This is a genomic window from Cohnella sp. (assembly GCF_041641335.1).
Classification (GTDB): domain Bacteria; phylum Bacillota; class Bacilli; order Paenibacillales; family Paenibacillaceae; genus Cohnella.
Genome location: NZ_JBEPYQ010000005.1, coordinates 28,761 through 50,932, shown reverse-complemented (window position 1 = coordinate 50,932; position 22,172 = coordinate 28,761). Strand labels below are relative to the sequence as shown.

Here is a 22,172-nt window from a genome sequence, read left to right as displayed (position 1 = left end):
CTCGCAGCCATGGCGCGGCGAATTTTGTGACAGATCAACCAGGCCGTTTTGTAGGTGACATGGATCGCTTCGGAGAGCTGGCGGGCATTCACGCAGCGGGGCTGGGCATGCAGAAATATGGCCTGGAACCAACGATGAAGAGGCGTACGGCTGCCCTCCATAATGGTGCCGGCGATCAAGGAAGTTTGCGTATGGCAGGAGCGACATTCGTAGAGCGGAATCCGACGGGTGGAAATGAGATAGAAAAGCGAGTGGTTGCAGCGCGGACAGCGAAAGCCGTCGGGCCACTTCAACTCGAACAGAACAGGGAAACAATCCGCTTCCTCTTTAAAGACGGAACAAAACTTTTGGAATTTCTCCGCGGCTTCTTTAAGGCTCATACGAATCTCCTTTCCGTTTTCAGCGAACGTTTGTTCTACTTTTATTATACCAAACATTTGTTCTTATTTAAAGTTGTAATTCGCTCATTTTTCTTTTTATCCATGTGATTTCCAACTGACTCGAAGGGATGTCGGCAAAAGGGGAGAAAAGCTGTAAGCATGGTATGAGATAGCGTGAACTGACCGAAAGGGATAGCGACAAAGGGGTGAAAAAGGCGGTGGGGCAGGTGCGGCGTGAACTGAATGGAGGGGATAGCGGCAAAAGGCGCACAGAGAATGAATGGAGAGAGATAGAACGAACTGATCGAGAGGGATATCGGTAAAAAGGATGAAAAGTAGATGTGATGCTGGAGAGGACTGACGGAAGGGGATAACGACAAAGAAGTGGAAAGTGGGATGGGAGAAGCAGACCGCCTGATGGAAGGGGATATCGTGAAAGGGGAGAAAGGAGAAGAGGAGACGAGAGGGCTGCCTTTGTTCCTCGTTGTGCCGCCGCTCGCGAGATTGTTCTGGAATAAGCGGTTGGAACCATGTAAATTTGTCGACGTATGAGATAATATAGGCTATAGAGAGGAGAGAGTGGGATGAGTTTTTTCAAAAAAATTACGGATACGGTCAGCAAAGGGGTAACGACGGCAACGGAGAAAGCGCAGCAGACCGTGGAGATCACCAAGCTGAACAATCAAATCTCTGGCAAACGCAAAGATATCGATAAATTGTACGCCGCGATCGGCGAAGCCGTATACGAAGCTTATTTGGCGAAGGATCTGTCCGTCTCGGAAGATCAGGTAAGACCGAAGTGCGAGGAGATTTCCTCGATTCGGGAAGAGATCGCCTCGCTGGACGCCAGAATCAAAGCGATCCGCAACGAGAAGGACTGCGAATCATGCGGCAAGCGGGTGTCCGACGAGACGAGATTCTGTCCTTCGTGCGGCCACGCCTTCCCGCCTCCTGTCGTCGAGAAGGAACCGATCCAAGTCGATCTGCACGTGCCGGAAGAGCCGCATGGAGCGGGGACGTCTGAGGCGGCAGAGGCATCGGCTTCGCCGGATGCGTCAGATGCGGCGACATCGGCGGAAGAAGAAGCGCCTCGCCTGGATCAGCGGCAGATTTGTAATAGCTGCGACACCCCGCTCTACGCGGACAGCCATTCCTGCCCGGCCTGCGGGCAATCTACCCGCGCGTAAGCTCTCTCCCCGCGTTGACCGGACGGTCCGCTTCCTGAACCGGCCGATGGACGACGGAAAATACTTGAAAAAACGAGTAACGAGCCCGGGACCGCTCCAAATCGGCCAATACCCGCTGGCCAAAACAGCGCTGGTCTTCGCAAAAACAAGCCTTCACCGGAGTTCATCCGGACGAAGGCTTGTTTTTCTATTCTTTGACCGCACCGGCGGTAATGCCGGAGAAGACGTACCTTTGCAGGAACAGGTACAGCAGCAGCGTCGGGATCAGCACGATCAGAATCGCCGCCGACAGCTGTTCGAAGCTGGAGGCGCGCTGGCCGACGAACGTCATGAGCGAGGTCGACAGCGTATGGAGGCTCTTCGACGGCATGTACAGATAAGGGATGTACATGTCGTTCATGATGTCGACCGCTTTGATGATGCCGAGCGTGGCGGAAGCCGGCAGCAACAGCGGGAAGATGATTCGCGTGAAGATGCCGACGTACGAGGAGCCGTCGATCATCGCGCTTTCGTCGAGCTGCGCGGAGATTTTCTCGATAAACTGCAGGAAGATGAAAATTTGCAGCAGATCGGTACCCGCGTAGATGAGCAGCGGCGCTCCGAGCGAGTCGTACAGGCCGAGCCCCTTGATAATCTGGAACCTGGCGACCTCCGTCGTGTAGAACGGCACGACCATGGCGACGATGAACATGCCCATGACGAGCTTTTTCAGCCTAAAATCGAAGCGGTTCAGCACGTAGGCCGTCATCGCGCCGAGAATCGTGTTCAGGAACACGCTGACGAAGACGAGAATGCCGGTGTTGCGGAAGCCGACGAGCATGTTGCCTTTTTCGAACGCCGTCTTCAGGTTGACGAAACTCCACTGCTTCGGCAGAGAAAGCGGAGAGGAGCTCATCAAGTCTCCAGGCGTCTTGAATGCGGTCATGACGTTGATGGCGATCGGAAACAGCACGACGGCGGTAATGGCGACGAACAGCAGGTAGAGCAGCGGAAGGGAGCGCGCCCGAACGTTCATGACGATTCTCCTTTCCCTTTGAACAATCGTCCCTGCAAGTAGCTGAAGACGATGATCATGAGCATCAGAATGACGGCTAGCGACGAGGCGAGTCCGTAGTTGTTATACTTGAAAGCCGTCTGGATCGTATATACCGTAAAGGTGGTGCTCGCAAGTCCTGGCCCGCCCTGCGTCATCAGAAACGGAATGTCGAACACTTGCAGAGCGCCCCTGACGTTCAGGAACAAGACGATCTCCATTACCCGCGAGATGCCGGGCAGCGTAATATGGACGAATTTCTTGAGCGGTCCCGCTCCGTCGATCGTTGCCGCTTCGTACAGGTCGTTTGGGATCGACTGCAGACCGGCAAGGAACAGCACGACGTGAAGCCCGCTGAATCTCCATAGCGAGACGACGACAAGCGAATAGTTGACGATGCTCTTGTCGCTGAGCCAGTTCCGAATCCAGCTTTCCAGACCGACCGCTTCGAGCAGCGCGTTGATCGGGCCGTTGATCGGGTTGTACAGGAAGCTGAACAGATAGGCGACGGCTACGCCGTTCAAAATGTAAGGCATAAAGACGATAGAGCGGAAAAAGCGGCTTGCGCGCATTTTGTTGTTCAGGAATACGGCCAGCATAACCTCGAGCGGGATAAATACCGCGTGGATGCCGAAATACAGAAAGTTGTTGGACAGCGCCTTCCATACGTCGGGATTGCGGAAAGCCTCGACGTAGTTGTCGAATCCGACGTAGTTGAAGCTCTTGCTCATTCCGTTCCAATCCGTCAAGCTGAATTGCAGCAGTCTGAGCGACGGGTATAGCAGGAACAGGAGGAGCAGCGCCACGGGTATGAACAGGAACGAGACGACGACCAGTCTCTTCTGCATCGAATAACTCATAAGACAATCCCCTTAATGATCGAGGCCGTCCTTGCCAGGACAGCCCCGTGTCGTAAAATTGCGCTTGTCGATCAGGGACCGGAGCGTCGGATTACTTGGAGGCTTTCGCTTTCGCCCACTTGTCGTTCAGGGCGGGCAAAATGTCTTCGACCTTCTTGCCGGCCATCATATCCTGGCCGATCGCTTTTACGTCGAGCTGGATCGCGTTCGTGATCCGGGTGTATTCGGCGTCTCCCGGGATATAGCTGAACGTCTCGTTCTGGTTGTCGGCATAGAACGCTTTCAGGAACGGCACGTTCGACTCCACGCCTTCGAACGTGGATACCAGCTTCTGCGCGTCGATGTACGTCTGGTACACGTCCGGGGAGAAGAACCAGTTCAGGAACTGCTTCGCTTCTTCCTGATGGTCCGATCCGCTCGTAATGCCGTAGAAATGGTCGGTGAACATCATCAGCTTAAGCGGCTCGCTCTCGTCGAGGCGGTAAGGCATCGGGAAAGCGGCCAGATCGTCGATACTGCCGACCTTGGCTTCATACGTCGGAGCGAACCACAGTCCCGCTGCGATGACGGCCGCCTGCTTGGACGAGAACAGATCGGTCGCCTGATCCCAGCCGATGCCGAGCGGGTCGGGTCCCATCACGTCGAGGGCGTACAGCTCTTCGATCTGTTTGTACGATTCGAAGAAAGGCTTGCCCTCCGCGAACGGACTGTCGTCCTTGGCCATATCGCTCAGATAGGATTCGGCTCCAGAGACGAGCTGGGGAAGGAACTCGTTAAACGGATAGTTCGGCCAAGCGTCCTTGCCTCCCATAGCGTACGGAATGTATTTGCTGTTGTCCTTGATGTTCTGCAGCAGATCGAGGAATTGCGGCCAAGTCGTCGGCACCTGCAAATTCAGTTCCTGGAAAATGCTCGGACGGTAGTAGACCAGCTCGGGGAATGCCATCATCGGGACGGCGTAAGTTTTGCCGTCGATCGCGAACTTGTCGGCGTATTGGTTCTGGGCCAAGTAAGCTTCTCCGTCCAGCGGGACGAGCTGCTCCCGGAAGTCGTACAGCCAGTTCGGCTTCAAGCCCATGACGTCGGGGAGCTCGTTGCCCGTCGCCCGTACCTTCATCGCCTGCAGGTAGTCTCCGTCGGACTTGAACGTCTCGAGCTCGACGGTGACGTTCGGAGCGACGCTCGAATACGCTTTCACTTTCTCGTCGAGATAGGTGAGAAAGTCGTTGTTGACGTCCCAGATGGCCATCTTAAGCGTCACTTTCTCTTTGCTGGCGGCCGGAGACGAGCTCGCTCCGGATGCCGCCGGACTTGGCGAAGCTTCTCCGCCGTTGTTGCCTCCGCAGGCGGACAGCAGCGTAGTTGCGGCCAGTGCGGAAGCGAGCGCCAGCGTGACCCTGTTTCTCTTTTTCATCTTTGCAGACCTCCGTAATGGAATAATGTAATCGCTTTCGAATTGTATTTTATCGGCTATGGAGGCGCTTTCCCATGTTAATCCTTGTTCTTTTTTTCTCTCTTTTTATCCTCGGACGGCGCGAAGGGACTCACTTGGAAACCAGCTGCTCGCGATATTCGAGCGGCGTCTTGCCCGTTACCTTCTTGAAAATTTTGCTGAAATGGCCCTGATTCGGATAACCGACCTTCTCGGCGATTTCGTAGATTTTCATGCCGCTGCCCATGAACAGAATCGCTTTCTCCACGCGGGTTTTCATAACGTATTCGACGAACGTTTCTCCCGTTTCCTTGGCGAAAATCTTGCTCAGATAGCTCTCGCTGATGCCGGCCGCTTCGCTTGCACTCGCCAGCGAGATCGGCTCCTGGTAGTGCCGGTCGATCCACTTTTTCACCTTGTCGACGAGCGGAGGGGAAGTTTCGAGAAACCGTTTCTTCGGATCGATCGCGTCGTGGACGGCGCGAACGAGCGAGCCGATCCACACGTTCAGCGCGCGGGAATGCTCGAAATGTCCGACTCGCTCGAGCGGGGACTGCGGTTCGCCCAGCTCGGCCCAGCTCAGTCCTCTGGAATGGAGCAGCGAGCCGATCTCCCAGAGCAGGGAGCGATATTCCTGCTCCGCCGTTTCCACGGGAACGCCGCACGAGCCGGCGAGCTTGTTCATTCCTTCTTCGAGGGGTCCGGTCCAATCGGTTCGTCCGGCTTCCAGGCAGCGCAAAATTTCCGGGACGTCCCAGACCGGAGCGGTCAGCTGCCGCGGATAGGCGCTGACGTCCTCTTCGAAGTAGGCGCGTCCCGAGCCGAGGTAGAAGCGCGTCCGCGCCAAATGCCGTGCCTCGCCGTAGCGTTCCTGCCATGCGGCTGTGCCAGAGCCGGCGCGAAGCAGGCCCAGCGTGGCTTCCAGGTTCAAGTAATCCCGGATCTGGCTGATGATTCTGCCCGCCAATTCCGCGACGGCTTCGCGGGCTTGCAGCTCTCCGAGGCGGCCGGGCACGGGAAGCAGCAGGGCGTACTCCCGCGAAGCGATGCGGGCGATCGTCGGTTCGATGCGGTAGTTCGCGGAAGCCTGGCGAATCGAGTGTGCGATCATCCGGCTCCGCGTCTTGTCCATCTCTCCGGATTCGCCCGAGGCATCGCGATCGACGAGCAGACAGCAGAGAAACGGCATGCCGCTGTCCGCGGAGGCGAGCCATTCGGGAGTCGGAGAAGTTTCGGCTCCGGGAGCGGCGTCGGGACGGACGAGAGCAAGCAGCGCTTCTTCTTTGCGCGCTTCCTCGAGGGCCAGGCTTTCGAGCTGCCGGCGTTCCCGGAGATGGTTGGCTTCGCCGATTTTGCCGACCGTTTTGTCGATGATTTCCCCGACATGCTCCGCGTTCAAATCTTCTTTGATCATATAGTCGTGGACGCCGTGCATGAATGCCTCCCGAACGTATTCGAACTGGGAATAGGCGCTGAGTACGATGACTGCGGTGTCCTGCCCCTCGGGCGACGACCTCAGTTTCTTCAGAAACTCCAGACCGGTCATAATCGGCATCTGGACATCGACGACGACCAGGTCGATTCGGCGGGAAGAGACCATGCGCAAGGCGTCCAGTCCGTTCGATGCTTCCGCCGCGATCTCGCAGCCGTAATCCTCCCAGCGGATCAATTCCCTCAGCGCCAGCCGGTATATCGGTTCGTCGTCGACGATCATAACTCTTAACATATCAGTTCTCCTCTCTTAACACGGGAAGCGCAAGCGTGACGATCGTGCCCTTGAGCGGCTCGCTTGCGATCGACAGCCCGAAAGACGTCCCGTAATTCAGCGTCAGCCTGTCGTGAACGTTCCGCAATCCGATGCCGTTAAAGCTCATCCGTTCACCGGCGTCGGCTTGGTCCAGCAGAGCGTTGCGGACGTCGGGGCTCATTCCCCTTCCGTCATCGCCGACGGCGATCGCGAAGACGTTGTCTCGGCGGATTTCGCCGGCGATCCGAATCGTTCCTCTCGTTTCCCGCTCGTGCACGCCGTGGATAATCGCGTTCTCGACGATCGGCTGAAGCAGCAGCTTCAGCATGCGGAGCGAACGCGTATCGGGCGGGAAGTCGTATACGACGTCGAACCGGTCCCCGTAACGGATTTTCATGATCTGAACGTAATAGTCCAGCAGGTTGATCTCTTCCTCCACGCTTGTGTACGCGCCTCCGCGGTTAAAGGCGGAAGACAGCAGCTTCGTTAACGCCTCGGTCATTTTCTGAATATTGGGAGCTTTAGAGAGACCGGCCATCAGCTTGATCGTGTTCAGCGTGTTGAGCAGGAAGTGCGGATTGATCTGCGATTGCAGAGCCGCGATCTCCGCCAGCCGCTTCTGCGTCTCCTTGTCCTCGATCTCGCGGATCGACGCTTTGAGCTGCGCGACCATCTCGTTGAAGGTAACGCCCAGCACGTACGTCTCGACGGGGCCGGACTCCTTGATGTTCGCTTTCAAGTTGCCCGTCTTGACGGCGGCCATCTGGTTGACCAGCGATCCGAGAGGTTTGACGATGCTGCGAACAAGCCAGTAAGAGACGAATAGAAACACGAGCAGGGCAGCCGCGGACATGACGAGGATGCGCCTGTACGTGGCGTTGGTCTGCTCCAGCATTCCGGCGTAGGAATACACCTGGATATATTTGAACCCTTGTTCCGATAAGCGGTAGACGACGAAAGATTGCCGTCCGTCGATCGTCTCGACGTAGTGGCCGTTGCCGCCTTCCAGCGCTCGCCGGTAATGCGGATTGTCCGCGATGCCCCGGTCCATCGCCTCGGCGTCTGTCGAAGCGATGACGTTGCCGGATGCGTCCAGGACGAAGCTGTCGCCTGCGTCGCTGGCTTCCGTCTTGAGCAGCTCGGCGATTTCCCTGACGTGAAAGACGAAATATATCGTTTCGACGCCGAACAAGGGGATGCTGTAGTTCGGCGCCACCGCCAAGCTGATGTAGCGGTGCCCGCCGAACAGGCTTGCGTTCGTCTCGGCTCCCATGATGTGCACTTTGTTCGGGTTCAGCAGAACGTTGCGGTACCAAATCTGGCCGCGCATCGTTGTCTCGTCGATCGCCAAATTGCGCTTGTAGTTGTCGACGCCTCCGCCGCGGAAAGTGAACAACACCGATTGGACATCGGGCGTGTAGTGGAAGTAGCTGTGCAGGGTAGATTCCAGCTTCCTGCTCTGCTCGAGCTGCTCCTGGCGGGTTGCCGAGAAGCGGGCCGCCGATGCGGCAGCGATGATTTCGCGGTCGTTGGCGATCGTGGCGATCGTGTTTTTCATCAGCCGCAGCTTGGAATCGACCGTATACGAAACTTGTTCCAACGTCTGCATCGCTCTGGAACTGGCATTGTCCAGCAGAATCGTATTGAAGGAGCGGACCGAGTAAGCGGCGATCAAGGAAATTGGAAGCGATATCATAATGACGAACGAAACGAGCAGGACGGTCGAGAACTTCCATCTTCTGCGATAGAGCGGCATCGAGCTTCGGGGCAAAGGGTTTCCCTCATTCCTTCGAGTGGTATGGAATATCGTATACGATAGCTTGTTTTCTTTTATTCGACAAGATGGAAGGTGCGAGGGGGAAGACGCAGGAAATCGTTCGTCGCGCTATTCGATTTTAGGCTGCGTTAAGTAATGTGACTTGGCTAAAACGAGGTTTTTTTTCGATTTAGGACAAATCTATCAACGATTTCCTTACTTTTTAGTAAAACAAGATAAAGACATTTCGATTATTATGTTATAATATATAACATAAATAGTTAGTTAAGTTGTTGGATGCTGGATTTCGGCTGTCAATGTTATATTATGTGGCGCTTTGTAATAGAAGGAGGCAAGCTTCATGACCATCATGCCGCGCAAAGAAACGTACATCGATCATCGGGAGGATCTTTCGTCCGGCGTTATGGAACGGACGGTACTTCAAGGCAACGCGATGCTGACCGAGCTTAACGGGCGATTGCGGAAGCTGACGGCGTTGCTGTTGGAGGGGAGAGGCCTGTACGCGATTTTGGACGAAATGGAAGCGATGCTGGACAATCCGGTCGTCGTCGTCCGGGAGCACGACAAAGCTTGGCTGTCCCGCGGGCTCAGGGATACGGAACCGACCGAAGTATGGCCGCTCCTTCAATCGCTTACTTACCGCCAGCTCGACCGTGGGGCGGGCGAAGGATACGTTCCGTTGACGAATTCCGTCCGCGTCTACGTTAAGCCGATTCCGGAGCAGAAGACAAAGCAGTCCTACCTGGCGGCGGTCGAGCATAAGCGCGAGCTGAGACCGCTCGACAAGCTTAGCATCGACCGGCTGGCTTCGCTGGTCGGCATGGAGCTGGCCAACGTGGAAGCCGTTCGCGAAGTGGAAGACAAATATTTGGACCAGTTTCTGCACGACTGGCTCACGGGGAAAATCGTCTCCGAAGCGGATTGGAAGCTGAGGGCCGAAGTATGCGGCTGTCTGATTCCGGACGGAACGGCGCTCGTAGCCGCGATGGTCGGATTGCCCGAGACCGACGGTTCGGCGGATCGCCTACGTGAGGCGTGCCGCCTGCTCCGCTCGGAACGGGGGCGCACAGCCGAAGGGTTGCTCGTCGCGCCCGTTGGCGACGACTTGGCTGCCGTGCTGTCGATTCCGCAGGGGAAGCTGGCCGAGGGCGAACGCGAGTCCGCGCTGTTCGCCGCGTTAACCGAACTGCTGGACAGTCTGAAGGAGCATCTCGGAGAACCCGAGCTGAAGCTGTACGCCGGGAGGGCGGCGCACCGGCCGGACGGCTTGCAGGGCAGCTGGACGCAGGCCAAGCACGCCCGTCAGGTGGCCGAAGTGTGCGCGCTTCCGGGCGACGTCATCGCTTACGATAAACTGGGCGTGTATTCCCTCTTGTACTTGATCCCTTCCGGGGAAGAGCGGGAGCAGTTCCTTAACCGATACTCGCTGCCGCTTCAACTGGCGGATCGCAAGGGAGGGGGGAGGCTGATGGAGACGCTGGAAATGTTTTTCCGCTGCAACGGGAATATCAAGCTCACTTCCGAAAGGCTGTTCGCCCACTATAACACGATCGTCTACCGGTTGGAGAAGGTGCAGGCGATTCTGGGCGTCTCCCTCGACGATCCGGAAGACCGGCTCCAGCTTCATCTGGCGCTGAAGCTCGGCCAGATTACGCCAAGCTCCGCGCCGAACTGAGCGTCCCGACGGCAAATAAACGTACGTCCCCGCACTCTGTGCGGGGACGTACGTTTATTTTGCGACGGCTCGATTAATATCCCGCGCGAAGAATGATAACCAACAAAACGAACAAAACCAGGGCGAATGCAGCCGTTCCGAAATAACCGCCGCCGTGAGTCGGCTTGCAACCGCAAACTGCCGCACCTGCTACCGGATAACTCATTTGTGAAAACCTCCCGTATTCATGTGGTTGTGATGGCGAATCACAATGTCAGCATATGACGGGGGGCATATGGAGTCCTGTACGTTTGTACCGTCAGGACGAATAATCCCTATTTTCAGCGGATGTCCCGACTGGAGAAGCGACGAGGTTGTTGAAGTGGCGAATGTGCTTGATTCTCGTGACGCCCTGCACCGGGCCGCTGCAGCCGACGCGAAACGTGGACGAGCTGGAAACCCCAAGCGCGTAGACGCAGCCTACCTGCAGGGTGGGCCAGGGCGATTCGCTCCGGAAGCGAACGGGAACTTCGGCTTCGGGAACGAGCTGCGGCAAATAAAAGATCGGATAAGCTTCGAAGAAAAACTCGTCATCCTGGAAATTCGCGATAGCCCGCTGCACGGCGAGCGCCCGCGAAGCCATATTGGTGTCCTGTCCGTCTCCAAGGTGCACGATTCCCGACGAACTGACGGTGTTCACGTAAAGCGAGAGCAGCGTCGTGCTTCTGGGGTCACGGTTCATTTTGTTCTTCTCCCCCTCCCGGCAGCGGCAAAGGAGCCATCGGAGTCACGATCATCGATTCGGCGGGCGTATCGAAGTAAGAATACAGCGTGATCGATTCGGTGTCGCCAAGCAGCAGCGCCGACGAACTGGACACTCCGACGAGATTGATGCAGCCGACGGATACGGGGCCGTTGGTTACGTGAAGAGACAGCGGCGACGACAAGGCGCTCACCCCCTTTTATCGGACTGTTGGAATTGTTGTTGTTGCTGTTGCTGTTGCTGCTTGCTTAAATAAGCGGTGAAGGCGCCTTGAACGTCGCGCATCGTCTTCTCTTTGACCGAATCCCGCCATTTTCGCTTCTCCTCCTCCGTCCCTTCGGACGGGTAGGCTTCGGAGCGGGCGTAATAATGCACGCGTTCGTTAAGCTGCTTCTTCACGTCCGCGACGATCTGCCTGCGGTGCTCTTCACCCAGGACAATTCCGAATTGCGGCTCCAGTCCGGCCAGTGCGCCGTAAGCTTCGGCGTCCATGTAGGCGGCCATCTCCTGCTGAAGCTGGCGCATCGGCTGAAGCGCTGCGTCGGCGCTTCCTTCGGCCGCTTTCCATCCGGCGAAGCCGGGCGTCTCCAGAGATTCCATGTCTTGAATGCCTTGCGGAGAGATGCCGACGTTCAAAGTGCCTTCCAGACGGTTGACCTTCAACTGGTCAAAGTGATATTCGACGTGCAGAGGGGGTTTGCTCTTCACTTCGTCAAGCTGCTTCTGCAGCGAGGCGATCTGCTCCGTCATCTGCTTAAGCCGGACCTCCGCCTGATACAGGCGCTGGGCCATGCCAGCCCACGAATTTGGGTGCACGGCCGCTTGCCCGTTGTTGAGATGAACGCCGGGCTGGGCCGACTGATAGACGCCGTTCCACAGATTGGGCTGCGGCTGTTGTCGCGGCTTTTGGTGTTGTTGCGGTTGTTGCGGTTGCATCGTCATTGCCCCTCTCTCTTACGTCGGATTCGGCAAAGGCACGAGCGACAGGGTGGCCAGTTCCTCGCTCAGCTCCGGAGCGGGCTCGGCGAAGCCGCCCGTATTGTAGAGCTGCGACAAGGATTGGATGCTGCCCGCGCTTCCGATCTGCAGGACGGAGGAGTTCGTAATGCCATCTATTCGGAGCTGGCCGATCGTTATCGATTGCTGGATGTTCCAGTTCACAGTTAAATAACCCCCGAGTTTCCGATGTTCGTTTCGCTGGAGTCTTGCACGTCGGGATCGTTCGTGTTCGTGGCGCTGATGGCGTTATTGGAGCGCGACAGATCTCCTGTCAAGAAGGAGCCGGCTCCAGCATAGGTTTTGGAGATGCTCGAAGGAGAGATTTGAATCGCGTCGCCGAATTGGACGACGCCGCTGCCGCCGACGCTCAGGATTTTGACATTGCCGACGATGCATGGCATAGGCATAACGACTCCTTCACTCTAGGCTCATAGACAGTGTATGAAGGCTGGCGCCCAGAGGTTCTCTCAAGTCAGGAGGGAACGGCCGGGAGGCCGGTTTCATATGCTGGAGGAAGGTGTCTGGGCGGAAGCCCGGTTATCGGATTATCGGGCGGGGAGGAGATGGCATTGAAATCTTTTTTCGACAGCGGACCGCTTCCGGATTGGCAAGAGCTTCGGAGGTGGCTAGGCAAGGATATCCCGTGGAAGATGGCGGAAAATTGGGATCGGGCGGGCGACGCCAATTGGATGAACGATTATGTAAAGAAGCTTCTGCAGAACGCCATAGCCGGGGCGAATGCTTCGGAGCGCGCGACGGTGCAGGCAGAAACAAGGCAGGGCGGGAAATACGTCAGCATCGCGATCCGGCTGGCGCCGGAGGTCGACGTCCGGTCTTTGCAGTTGATGGCGACTTCGGAGCGGCTCAAAATCAGGGGTCTTCCGGGAGGCAAGAAGCGGGTGATCCGGTTTCCGAGCCTCGTCTATGCGCGATCCGGCAAAGCGATCATGAAAAATGAGCGGCAGATTGTCCTCCGCTTTAAACGGAGGCCCCCCGAAAAGAACGAATACGAATTGTTTATCCAAACGTAAAACGTTATAATGCTAGAGGAAACTAACATTCGGAATATTGGATCAGGCATTCGTTAAGGGGGCAAGGCAGTGGAAATCACGGACGTATCGCAAGTGTCGCCCGGTTTGTTCATCGCGGGAGTAATTTTCATTACGATGATCGGTTCGTTTCTGAGCATGGGCGTGCTGCGCTTTTTTCAATTGAAGAAGCGTCAGGGTGGCATTTATTTGGGGTTGTCGGCGGTCTCTTTCGTGACGATGGTGCTCGTGGTGAACACGTGGTTCTCTTGAACGGGGAGTCGGGGGTCGCTCGCGCGGGTCGAACGGATGCGGGCGGCTTCCTTAGCATACGGAATAATGGAAGCGATTTCTTCGCGGTCGGCCAGGAAGGGAGCTCGACCGCCGGGACGAAGAGCCGCCCCGACCGCGCGACGGGGGGCGGCGATCGGGGCGGCCGGTGATCGGAGAGAGCGTTAGCGGCGTTTGCTTCTCCAGTTGGACGTGACGACGTTGCCTTCGCGGTTGTTAACGCCCTCGAAGTCCCCGCAGTAGACGTCTTTTACGGACACGCTGGTCTTATGGTGATAAACCGGGACGCAGTGATGGCGTCTGATGACTTGAATCTGATGAACGACATCGACATGCTGCGGATGATAGTAGTCTTCGAATACCGTTTGCGGCGGATCAAAAATGGCCTTGCTGTTGCATTTTGGATGATCGGACACTTAGATCATTCTCCTTCCTTGGGATGTTGTACATTATACGGCGACCGCTCCCGGTTGCCTGTTCGAAGGCCTAGGGGCTCGCCCACATCTTGCGCGGTTTGACGGCAGATTGGGTTTGTTGCATAGTAAAAGAATAAAAGGGTTGCGGGAGGGTATCTCGTGGGAACGACGGAACTCATCATGCAGAGGGTATATCCTGGGCTTAGTTTCGATACGGCGTACCGGAATTTGCGGCTGCTGCTGCTGGATATGGACGTAGTGGAGCAGATCGTGTTCGAAGACGGGGTCAAATTCAAGCGGTATTGCGGGGATTGCCGGGAGGCGGCTTCGGGCTCCGTGCCGGAAGCGAGATGAGCGTCGCCCGCCGCGCGCTGCAGGCGCCGATTCACGTCTATCGCAAGTTCATTTCACCGCTGAAGCCGCCGACCTGCCGCTTCCTGCCTACCTGCTCGGAGTATGCGCTGGAGGCGATCGAGGTGCACGGCGCCGCCAAAGGCTCTTACCTCGCCGTCAAACGGATCTGCAAATGCCATCCGTTCCACCCCGGCGGCTTCGATCCCGTTCCGGAGCGGAAGAAGCAGGAATCGACTTGACACGACGGCGTCCGTTCGGTTATATTTTGTGCTATATTGTTTCCAGTGAAGGGATAAGTACGAGGAGACGAACTATCGCAGAGAGCCGGGGGAGCTGAGAACCGGCATAGGGCGGCCTTGGAAGATGGTCCTGGAGGAATCGCTTTCGAGCATGGCGCGGCGGCAAGCCGTATCGGTGAGGGAGCGACGCGGAGATCGGCGTTAAAGATCGGCTTAATGAGCTTTCGCGGGACTGTGGTCCTGCGGGAGGAATTTGGGTGGTACCGCGTGAGCGCAGCTCTCGTCCCATACGGACGGGAGCTTTATGTTTTTTAAACCGCGAAGGAGATGAACGCAATGACGGAAAAGGAAAAATCGTTCTACATTACGACGCCGATCTATTACCCGAGCGACAAGCTGCATATCGGCCATGCGTACACAACGGTGGCGGGAGACGCGATGGCGCGCTACAAAAGGCTGCGCGGATACAACGTGCGTTACTTGACGGGAACGGACGAACACGGGCAGAAGATCGAGCGGAAGGCGCAGGAAGCGGGCAAGACGCCGCAGCAGTTCGTCGACGACATCGTCGTCGGTATCAAGGAGCTGTGGAGGAAGCTGGAAATTTCCAACGACGACTTCATTCGCACGACGGAACCCCGCCATACGAAGGTCGTCCAGGATATTTTCGCGAAGCTGCTGGAGCAAGGGGACATCTATAAGGGCGAGTACGAAGGCTGGTACAGCATCCCGGACGAAACGTACTACACGGAGTCGCAATTGGTCGACGTGGAGCGCAATGACGCGGGAGAGGTCGTCGGCGGCAAAAGCCCGGACAGCGGCCATCCGGTGGAGCTGGTCAAGGAAGAGAGCTACTTCTTCCGGATGAGCAAATACGCCGATCGCCTGCTGCAATATTATGAGGATCACCCCGACTTCATCCAGCCGGAATCGCGCAAGACGGAGATGATCAACAACTTCATCAAGCCGGGGCTGGAAGACTTGGCCGTGTCGCGGACGACGTTCAACTGGGGCGTCCCGGTTCCGGGAGACCCGAAGCACGTCATCTACGTGTGGATCGACGCGTTGTCCAACTACATTACGGCGCTCGGATACGGGACGGACGCGGATGAAGCTTACCGCCAATATTGGCCGGCCAACGTCCATCTCGTCGGCAAGGAGATCGTCCGCTTCCATACGATCTATTGGCCGATTATGCTGATGGCGCTTGGCGTGCCGCTGCCGCAGAAGGTATTCGCGCACGGCTGGCTGCTCATGAAGGACGGCAAAATGTCCAAGTCGAAGGGCAACGTCGTCGACCCGGTCAAGCTGATCGATCACTTCGGCCTGGATGCCGTTCGTTATTACCTGCTGCGGGAAGTGCCTTTCGGAGCGGACGGCGCGTTCACGCCGGAAAACTTCGTGGAACGAATCAACTACGATCTGGCCAACGATCTGGGCAACCTGCTCAACCGTACGGTAGCGATGATCGACAAGTATTTCGGAGGCGAGGTGCCGCAATTCGGCCTCGGCGTGACGGAATTCGACGGCGATCTGGAGCGGACGGCGCTGGCGACGGTGGAGAAGGTGGAGGCGGCGATGGAGAACATGGAGTTCTCCGTGGCGTTGTCCGCGATCTGGACGCTGGTCGGCCGGACGAACAAATATATCGACGAGACGAAGCCTTGGACACTGGCCAAGGAAGAGGCGGACCGCGCGGTGCTGGCTTCCGTCATGGGGCACTTGGCGGAAAGCCTGCGGATCGTGTCGATTCTGATCCAGCCGTTCCTGACGCATGCGCCTCGGAGCATGTGGACGCAATTGGGACTGGCGGAAGGCGAGCTGACGGCATGGGAGAGCCTGCGCGAGTTCGGGGCGAAGCTGGCCGGCACGAAAATCAGCAAAGGCGACCCGATCTTCCCGCGTCTGGATTTGGCCGAAGAAGTCGCATGGATTTCCGGCTCGATGGGCGGCGCAGCTGCCGCCGCAAGCGCGGAAACCGCGGTGCCGGCGGAGGCGGCCGCGGAGGAAGCTCCGGAGCTCGCGCCGGAAATTACGATCGACGACTTCATGAAGGTCGAGCTTCGGGTCGCGCAGGTCGTAGCTTGCGAACCGGTTCCGAAGGCCGACAAGCTGCTTAAGCTGCAGCTCGATCTCGGCTTCGAGCGCCGGCAGGTCGTATCCGGCATCGCCAAGTTTTACAAGCCGGAGGAACTGATCGGCCGCAAAGTGATTTGCGTAACGAACCTGAAGCCGGTCAAGCTGAGAGGCGAGATGTCCCAAGGCATGATTCTCGCCGCGTCCCAGGGCGATCAGCTGACGCTGGCTACGGTTCCGGACGGCATGCCTAACGGCGCGATCGTGAAGTAGGGCGCGGGAGAATTCGCGAAGGAACCCGCGGAAGGCCCCGTTCTGCTTGCTCCATAGGAACGGTTATCATGGCATTCTGATCTTTATCGCCGCGTTTAAGCGCGGCGAGGGACAGGGTGCCTTTTTCTTTCGCCGACGTTTCCGTCGTTAAGATGAAGAGAAGAGGGGGGCGAGTGGAGGCGAGCAATAAGCACGCGGCGCGGTACTCATGGTCGGGCGCGGGCTTGCCCAACAATACGAAGTTGACAGCGGGCGGTTGGCGGCCTATAATCGGATCTGTTAATAAAAAAGATTACGATTAAGGGGTCTATCATGAAAACATCATCTTTCAAATTGTCTTTGATCATAGCGTTGAGCGTTTCCGTTGCGCTTCTGGCCGGCTGCGGCAAGAACGATTCCTATTCGCAAGCGGAAGGCAAGGTGAACGTGGTCACCAGCTTCTACCCGCTGTATTTCTTCGCCAAGGAGATCGGCGGCGAGCATGCGCACGTCGTGAACCTGATCGCCGCGGGCGTCGAGCCGCACGAATGGACGCCGAAGAGCCGCGATCTGGACGCCGCGTCCAAAGCCCAACTGTTCCTCTACAACGGCGCGGGTCTGGAAGGCTGGGTCGACGGCTTCCTGAAAGGGCTCGGAGCGGGCAGCCAAGTGCTCACCGTCGAGGCGAGCAAAGGGATCGAGCTGATCCAGGGCAATCCGGAGCACGACCACGAGCATAAGGGCGAGGACGGGCACGGGCACGAAGGTGAAGAAGGGGCCGAGGACGGGCACGGGCACGAAGGTGAAGAAGGGGCCGAGGACGGACACGGTCACGAGGGAGAAGAAGGGGCCGAGGACGGACACGGTCACGAGGGAGAAGAAGGCGCCGAGGAAAATCACGACGACGAGCATGAGGGCGAAGCGGGCGGCGAGGCTCATGACGGCGAAGAACCCGGTCACAGCCACTCCGATCTGGACGTCGATCCGCATACGTGGACCAGTCCGCGCTCCGCGCTGGTGATGGCCGCCAACATTTTGGATGCGTTCGTGCAGGTGGACCCGGCCAACCGTACGGCTTACGAGAGCAACTATTCCAAGCTGGAGAGCAAGCTGCGCGAACTGGACGACAAGTTTACCAAGGAGCTGTCCGGCTACGAGCGCCGCGACATCGTCGTCTCTCACCAGGCGTTCGGATATTTGGCCCGGGATTACAAGTTGAACCAGATCGCGATCATGGGGCTGTCCCCGGAAGCCGAGCCGAGAGCGCAAGATTTGCTGGAGATCGCCAAGTTCGTGAAGGAAAACGGCATTCCTTACATTTTCTTCGAGGAGCTCGTGTCCCAGCAATTGGCCGATACGCTGGCGAGAGAAGCTAAGGTGGACACGCTCGTGTTGAATCCGCTGGAGGGGCTTACTTCGGAGCAGGAAAAAGCGGGAGAAAACTACTTTACGCTGATGGAGCGCAATCTGGAAAACTTGCAGAAGGCGCTGCAGTAATCTAACATATAAGGATTAGAAGCCATATGAACGCAAGAAAGGAGGGCTTCGGATGAACGCAACGGCAACGGATGCAACGACGGCGGCGGGAGCGACGGAAACGAGGGCGGCGACGGCGGCAAAAACGGCGCAAGCGGGCTGCCATCAGGAGATCGTGAGCCTGAGCGGAGTGTCGTTCTCCTACGATAACCAGCCGATCTTGCAGGACGTGAGCTTCCGCATCATGGAACGGGATTTCGTCGGGCTGATCGGCTCCAACGGAGCGGGCAAAACGACGCTGCTGAGAATGATCGTCGGCTTGACCCGCCCGCAGAAAGGCTCCGTCTCGCTGTTCGGAACGCCCGCGGCCCAGTTCAAGGACTGGAATCTGATCGGCTACGTTCCCCAGAGGAGCCACTTCAACCCGCTGTTCCCGGCCACGGTGAAGGAAGTCGTCCTGTCGGGATTGTACGGCAGGAAGAAGCTGTTTCGCCGCATATCCAAGGAGGATGTCGGGCGCTGCGACGACGCCTTGAAGGCGCTGAAGATCGAGGATCTCGGGGATAAGCGGATCGGAGCGTTGTCCGGAGGGCAGCAGCAGAGGGTGTTCTTGGCGCGGGCGCTGATCAACAACCCGAAGCTGCTCATCTTGGACGAGCCGCTTACCGGCATCGACATCGAGACGCAGCAAAACTTTTTCCACATGATCAAGCATATGCATCAAAGGCACAACATTACGTTCCTGATGGTGTCCCACGACATGGACATGGTCCGCTCCTACTTGGGCGAGGAGCCGAAGGAGCGCAGCGGCAAGCTCAGCTTCTACGTTCGCCACTCCCACGACCTGGAAGATTGCCAAGGCACGGATTTGCTGCACTCGTTGCGGAAAGAAGGGTAACCGGGATTGGAACTTTTATCGGCTGAATTTTTCCAGAGGGCTCTGATTGGAGGCGCCTTGATCGCGATAACCGCTCCGCTGATGGGGCTGTTTCTCGTGCTCAGGCGCTTGGCCATGATCGGGGACACGCTGGCCCACGTAAGCATCGCGGGCGTCGCGCTCGGCTTCCTCATAAACGTATATCCGGTTGCGGTCGGTTTGCTGTTCGCGATAGCGGCTTCGTTCGGGATTGAGTGGCTGCGCAAGGCGTACCGCACGTACGCGGAGCTGTCGCTGGCCATCATCATGTCGGGGGGGATCGCGCTCGCTTCGTTGCTGTTTACGATAGGTAAGAGTTTTAACCAGAACGCCAATTCATTTTGGTTCGGAAGCATTTATACGCTCGATTATACGGACATCTACGTTATCTTGGGCGTTACGGTCGTCGTGCTCTCGATGGTGCTCATTCACAAGAAAGAGCTGTTCTTGCTGACGTTCGACGAAGACGCGGCGGCGGTGAGCGGTTTGCCTATGAAGTATTTTAATATTATGCTTAGTATATTAACCGCTCTCGTCGTCAGCGCGGCGATCAAGATCGTCGGCGCGCTGCTCGTGTCCGCCCTGCTGACGATTCCGGCCGCGTGCAGTCTGGCGCTGTCGCGCAGCTTTAAGCAAGCCGTCATTCTCGTCGTCGTCATCGGCGAGGCGGCGGTGCTGGCCGGACTGTGGATCGCCGGCGTCGCCAACCTCGCTCCGGGCGGAACGGTCGTGCTGCTGCTCATCGCCATCCTGGCGGTGTCCATCGCTTCGACGCGGTTAATCAGAACCTAGGTCCAGGAGGGATACGCAATGGCGGACTTAAACGTCGGAATCGCCTTCGCCGCAGGCTTGGCCTCATTTATTTCGCCCTGCTGCCTGCCGCTGTATCCGGCGTACTTATCCTACATAACCGGCGTCTCCGTCAATCAGATCAAGACGGATACGAGCCGCAGCATGCGCATGAAGACGATGAGCCACACGTTCTTTTTCATCCTTGGCTTTTCGTTCGTGTTTTTCGCGCTGGCGTACGGCGCCAATGCGTTCACCGACGTTTTCAGGGATTATCAGGATACGATTCGTAAAATATCAGCCATTTTCATCGTGCTGATGGGCTTGTTCCTGATGGGCATCTTTCAGCCGCAGCTGCTGATGAAGGAACGCAAGCTGGTCTTGAAGTGGAAGCCGGGCGGCTATCTCGGCTCGTTTGTGTTCGGCATCGGCTTCTCCGCCGGATGGTCGCCGTGCGTCGGTCCGATTCTCGGCTCGATCCTGCTGCTGTCCGCAAGCAATCCCGGTACGTGGGTCGGATTGACGACGGCATACTCGCTCGGATTCGCCTTGCCGTTTTTCATTCTTGCTTTCTTCCTCGGCACCGCCAGATGGATTCTGAAATACTCGAACGCCCTCATGAAAGCCGGCGGAGCGATGATGATCCTCATGGGCGTGCTGCTGTTCACCGACAAGATGACGCAAATTACGATCTGGCTGCAAAGCATTACGCCGAAGTGGCTGTTCGATATTATGTGAAGTACTCGATGCGGGCTTGTGGAAAACGCTCGAAGATGCGCTCCGTGATCCATTCGCGGAGCGCTTCCGCTTGTTCGTCGGGATACACGTATTTGTGCTGGCCCCAGCGCCCCCATTTTTTCTTGCGCTTCGCCTCGTCCATCTCCAGCTTCGACTTCGGATACCGCTTCTCGATGACCGTCTTGGCCGTCTTCGTGAAGCGGTGCTGGATGAGCTCGAACGTCAGGTCATTCGCCGCTTCCGCGGGCAGAGCCTCCGCCAGCTTATCGAACAGCTCGCCGTAGCCTTCGCGCCATCCGTCGTACCAGATGATCGGCGCGACGATGAAGCCGAGCGGATAGCCGGCCTTGCCGATCCTGCCCGCGGCTTCTATGCGTTCGTGAATACGGGACGTGCCCGGTTCGAAGTTGCGGATGACGTAATCCGAATTGACGCTGAAGCGGATGCGCGTATGGCCGTTATGCCGCAGAGGGAGAAGCGAATCGATGTGATGGTATTTGGTCACGAACCGAAGTCTGCCCAGAGGCTGATCGGCCATGAACTCGATCGCTTCGGCGAGCGAGCCGGTCAAGTGCTCCAGGCCGACGGGATCGGACGTGCAAGCCGCCTCGAATCGGGTCGGCTCGGGCGCGCGCTCCTCGATGTACGACTTGGCGGCCGCGAAGATGTCCTCGGTGTTGACGTAAACCCGAATATAGGGCTTGGCTCCCAGCGTCGTTTGCAAATAACAATAATGGCAGTGACCCATGCAGCCGGTGGCCAGAGGCAGGGCGTATTCGGCGGACGGCTTGGACGTGTCGAATTTGAGCGTTTTGCGCAAGCCGACGACCAAGGTGCGTTTGGCCGTCTTGTACTGCTCCAGCTCGGTGTCGCCGGGCAGATTCGTAATTCGGTTATGGGACGCCGTCGTACGGTAAGGCAATCCGCGCTGCTCGACCCAGTCGAGAATGCGCCTTCCTTTCGGATATTCGAGCGCCGCCGGCTCGAAATAAACGAGCTCGGGCACGAACAGCCCGGTTTCCTTCGCGCGCCGGGAAGGCGCATCGGTGAGGGACATCGTTCAAACCTCCGTTTCTTGTTATAACAATCCGATTAGGCTTATTATGCAATCGAAAAGGCGTCTTGATACTTTTCTTGGCGGACGGCGAGTTCAGACTTGCTCGGTTTGCGTCAAACGGTGTATGATATGGAAGGAAAGGGGGACTAGCGTTGCCTACCCCAAGTATGGAAGACTATTTGGAGAGGATTTACCGCTTGATCGACGAGAAGGGCTACGCCCGCGTCTCCGACATTGCCGAAGGGTTGGAAGTGCATCCTTCCTCGGTTACGAAGATGATCCAGAAGCTGGACAAGGATAATTACTTGATCTACGAGAAGTACAGGGGTCTCGTGTTGACGAACAAGGGCAAGAAGATCGGCAAGAGGCTGGTCGACCGCCATCATCTCCTAGAAACTTTCCTGACGATCATCGGAGTTCAGGAGGATAAAATTTACGCAGACGTGGAAGGAATCGAGCACCATCTGAGCTGGGATTCCATCACGTGCATCGAGTCGCTCGTCGAATACTTCAACCGCGATCCGTCCCGCGCGGAAGAGCTGGTGAAGATCCGGTCCGAGATGGACAGCGAGTGAACGAGAATAACGATCATGCAACAGAGCAGCCGAACCCGCGGAGGGGACGGCTGCTTTTTCGATTCGGGGAGATCCGTGTTGGTGTATTAGGGCCATCGCCGAACGCATATGGATGAAAGCAAGGGGCCGGAAG

27 protein-coding genes are annotated in these 22,172 nt (G+C 57.3%); 13 read left to right on the top strand and 14 right to left on the bottom strand.

The genetic code is table 11. The annotated features are described in order from the left end of the window. Positions 1-380, bottom strand: a 380-nt coding sequence (locus ACESLM_RS02735) for a transposase (RefSeq protein WP_372629867.1), incomplete at its 3' end; no start/stop codon positions are given. A gap of 396 nt (positions 381-776) precedes the next feature. Here ACESLM_RS02735 and ACESLM_RS02730 point away from each other — a divergent pair. Then, a complete protein-coding gene (locus tag ACESLM_RS02730) occupies positions 777-932 on the top strand; it encodes a hypothetical protein (RefSeq protein ID WP_372629775.1) in 156 nt (51 codons plus the stop codon). A gap of 32 nt (positions 933-964) precedes the next feature. Then, positions 965-1,567, top strand: a complete 603-nt coding sequence (locus ACESLM_RS02725; protein ID WP_372629773.1) for a zinc ribbon domain-containing protein — start codon at positions 965-967, stop codon at positions 1,565-1,567. A 187-nt stretch (positions 1,568-1,754) separates the two neighbouring features. Here ACESLM_RS02725 and ACESLM_RS02720 read toward each other — a convergent pair whose 3' ends face one another. The 5 genes from ACESLM_RS02720 to ACESLM_RS02700 all read right to left on the bottom strand — a co-directional run bounded on the left by ACESLM_RS02720 (position 1,755) and on the right by ACESLM_RS02700 (position 8,410). Continuing rightward, a complete protein-coding gene (locus ACESLM_RS02720) occupies positions 1,755-2,582 on the bottom strand; it encodes a carbohydrate ABC transporter permease (RefSeq protein WP_372629772.1) in 828 nt (275 codons plus the stop codon). Next, positions 2,579-3,460, bottom strand: a complete 882-nt coding sequence (locus ACESLM_RS02715) for a carbohydrate ABC transporter permease (protein ID WP_372629770.1) — start codon at positions 3,458-3,460, stop codon at positions 2,579-2,581. The genes ACESLM_RS02720 and ACESLM_RS02715 overlap by 4 nt, the downstream gene beginning before the upstream one ends. 91 nt (positions 3,461-3,551) lie before the next feature. After that, the gene (locus ACESLM_RS02710) at positions 3,552-4,874 is read right to left on the bottom strand and encodes an ABC transporter substrate-binding protein (RefSeq protein WP_372629768.1); all 1,323 of its coding nucleotides are present in this window, start codon (positions 4,872-4,874) and stop codon (positions 3,552-3,554) included. A 130-nt stretch (positions 4,875-5,004) separates the two neighbouring features. Continuing rightward, positions 5,005-6,618: a response regulator gene (locus ACESLM_RS02705; protein WP_372629766.1), complete on the bottom strand. Its 1,614-nt coding sequence runs from the start codon at positions 6,616-6,618 to the stop codon at positions 5,005-5,007. A gap of 1 nt (position 6,619) precedes the next feature. Then, the gene (locus tag ACESLM_RS02700; RefSeq protein ID WP_372629764.1) at positions 6,620-8,410 is read right to left on the bottom strand and encodes a sensor histidine kinase; all 1,791 of its coding nucleotides are present in this window, start codon (positions 8,408-8,410) and stop codon (positions 6,620-6,622) included. A 346-nt stretch (positions 8,411-8,756) separates the two neighbouring features. Here ACESLM_RS02700 and ACESLM_RS02695 point away from each other — a divergent pair, with 346 nt between their 5' ends. After that, entirely contained in the window at positions 8,757-10,091 is a 1,335-nt protein-coding gene (locus ACESLM_RS02695; RefSeq protein ID WP_372629762.1) for a PucR family transcriptional regulator, read from the top strand. A 73-nt stretch (positions 10,092-10,164) separates the two neighbouring features. Here ACESLM_RS02695 and ACESLM_RS02690 read toward each other — a convergent pair whose 3' ends face one another. The 6 genes from ACESLM_RS02690 to ACESLM_RS02665 form a co-directional block, all read right to left on the bottom strand. Continuing rightward, positions 10,165-10,296, bottom strand: a complete 132-nt coding sequence (locus ACESLM_RS02690) for a sporulation protein YjcZ (protein WP_372629760.1) — start codon at positions 10,294-10,296, stop codon at positions 10,165-10,167. A gap of 93 nt (positions 10,297-10,389) precedes the next feature. Next, the gene (locus ACESLM_RS02685; RefSeq protein ID WP_372629758.1) at positions 10,390-10,812 is read right to left on the bottom strand and encodes a spore germination protein GerPE; all 423 of its coding nucleotides are present in this window, start codon (positions 10,810-10,812) and stop codon (positions 10,390-10,392) included. Further along, on the bottom strand, positions 10,802-11,017 hold the full coding sequence (locus tag ACESLM_RS02680; RefSeq protein ID WP_372629756.1) for a spore gernimation protein GerPD: 216 nt from the start codon (positions 11,015-11,017) through the stop codon (positions 10,802-10,804). Before ACESLM_RS02680 ends, ACESLM_RS02685 begins: the two co-directional genes overlap by 11 nt. A gap of 5 nt (positions 11,018-11,022) precedes the next feature. Then, on the bottom strand, positions 11,023-11,769 hold the full coding sequence (gerPC, locus tag ACESLM_RS02675; protein ID WP_372629754.1) for a spore germination protein GerPC: 747 nt from the start codon (positions 11,767-11,769) through the stop codon (positions 11,023-11,025). 18 nt (positions 11,770-11,787) lie between these two features. After that, the gene (locus ACESLM_RS02670; protein WP_372629752.1) at positions 11,788-11,994 is read right to left on the bottom strand and encodes a spore germination protein GerPB; all 207 of its coding nucleotides are present in this window, start codon (positions 11,992-11,994) and stop codon (positions 11,788-11,790) included. Between the two features lie 2 nt (positions 11,995-11,996). Continuing rightward, on the bottom strand, positions 11,997-12,233 hold the full coding sequence (locus tag ACESLM_RS02665) for a spore germination protein (protein WP_372629750.1): 237 nt from the start codon (positions 12,231-12,233) through the stop codon (positions 11,997-11,999). 162 nt (positions 12,234-12,395) lie between these two features. Between ACESLM_RS02665 and ACESLM_RS02660 the strand changes: the two genes are divergently transcribed. Both ACESLM_RS02660 and ACESLM_RS02655 read left to right on the top strand, forming a co-directional pair. Beyond that, positions 12,396-12,863: a hypothetical protein gene (locus ACESLM_RS02660; protein ID WP_372629748.1), complete on the top strand. Its 468-nt coding sequence runs from the start codon at positions 12,396-12,398 to the stop codon at positions 12,861-12,863. A 69-nt stretch (positions 12,864-12,932) separates the two neighbouring features. After that, entirely contained in the window at positions 12,933-13,133 is a 201-nt protein-coding gene (locus ACESLM_RS02655; RefSeq protein WP_094051025.1) for a hypothetical protein, read from the top strand. 182 nt (positions 13,134-13,315) lie between these two features. Here ACESLM_RS02655 and ACESLM_RS02650 read toward each other — a convergent pair whose 3' ends face one another. Next, positions 13,316-13,567, bottom strand: coding sequence for a hypothetical protein (locus ACESLM_RS02650; protein WP_372629746.1), 252 nt, complete (start codon positions 13,565-13,567; stop codon positions 13,316-13,318). Between the two features lie 159 nt (positions 13,568-13,726). Here ACESLM_RS02650 and ACESLM_RS02645 point away from each other — a divergent pair, with 159 nt between their 5' ends. The 7 genes from ACESLM_RS02645 to ACESLM_RS02615 all read left to right on the top strand — a co-directional run bounded on the left by ACESLM_RS02645 (position 13,727) and on the right by ACESLM_RS02615 (position 20,407). Next, on the top strand, positions 13,727-13,921 hold the full coding sequence (locus tag ACESLM_RS02645; RefSeq protein WP_372629744.1) for a hypothetical protein: 195 nt from the start codon (positions 13,727-13,729) through the stop codon (positions 13,919-13,921). After that, positions 13,918-14,160 (top strand): membrane protein insertion efficiency factor YidD, encoded by a 243-nt coding sequence (gene yidD / locus ACESLM_RS02640; RefSeq protein WP_372629742.1) that lies wholly within the window; start codon positions 13,918-13,920, stop codon positions 14,158-14,160. Before ACESLM_RS02645 ends, yidD begins: the two co-directional genes overlap by 4 nt. Before the next feature lie 336 nt (positions 14,161-14,496). Continuing rightward, the gene (metG, locus tag ACESLM_RS02635) at positions 14,497-16,509 is read left to right on the top strand and encodes a methionine--tRNA ligase (protein WP_372629740.1); all 2,013 of its coding nucleotides are present in this window, start codon (positions 14,497-14,499) and stop codon (positions 16,507-16,509) included. A gap of 312 nt (positions 16,510-16,821) precedes the next feature. After that, complete coding sequence (locus ACESLM_RS02630) at positions 16,822-17,985, top strand: metal ABC transporter solute-binding protein, Zn/Mn family (RefSeq protein ID WP_372629738.1); 1,164 nt, start codon at positions 16,822-16,824, stop codon at positions 17,983-17,985. A gap of 52 nt (positions 17,986-18,037) precedes the next feature. Next, the gene (locus tag ACESLM_RS02625) at positions 18,038-18,862 is read left to right on the top strand and encodes a metal ABC transporter ATP-binding protein (RefSeq protein WP_372629736.1); all 825 of its coding nucleotides are present in this window, start codon (positions 18,038-18,040) and stop codon (positions 18,860-18,862) included. Positions 18,863-18,868: 6 nt separating this feature from the next. Then, positions 18,869-19,672: a metal ABC transporter permease gene (locus ACESLM_RS02620; RefSeq protein ID WP_372629734.1), complete on the top strand. Its 804-nt coding sequence runs from the start codon at positions 18,869-18,871 to the stop codon at positions 19,670-19,672. A gap of 18 nt (positions 19,673-19,690) precedes the next feature. Beyond that, entirely contained in the window at positions 19,691-20,407 is a 717-nt protein-coding gene (locus tag ACESLM_RS02615) for a cytochrome c biogenesis CcdA family protein (protein ID WP_372629732.1), read from the top strand. Here the strand turns inward: ACESLM_RS02615 and splB are convergent. Then, on the bottom strand, positions 20,400-21,464 hold the full coding sequence (splB, locus tag ACESLM_RS02610) for a spore photoproduct lyase (RefSeq protein WP_372629730.1): 1,065 nt from the start codon (positions 21,462-21,464) through the stop codon (positions 20,400-20,402). The two genes, ACESLM_RS02615 and splB, sit on opposite strands and share 8 nt — an antisense overlap. 152 nt (positions 21,465-21,616) lie before the next feature. On the opposite strand from splB, the gene mntR reads away from it, so the two are divergent. Further along, a complete protein-coding gene (gene mntR / locus ACESLM_RS02605) occupies positions 21,617-22,039 on the top strand; it encodes a transcriptional regulator MntR (RefSeq protein WP_094051018.1) in 423 nt (140 codons plus the stop codon). The last annotated feature ends 133 nt before the right edge of the window (positions 22,040-22,172 follow it).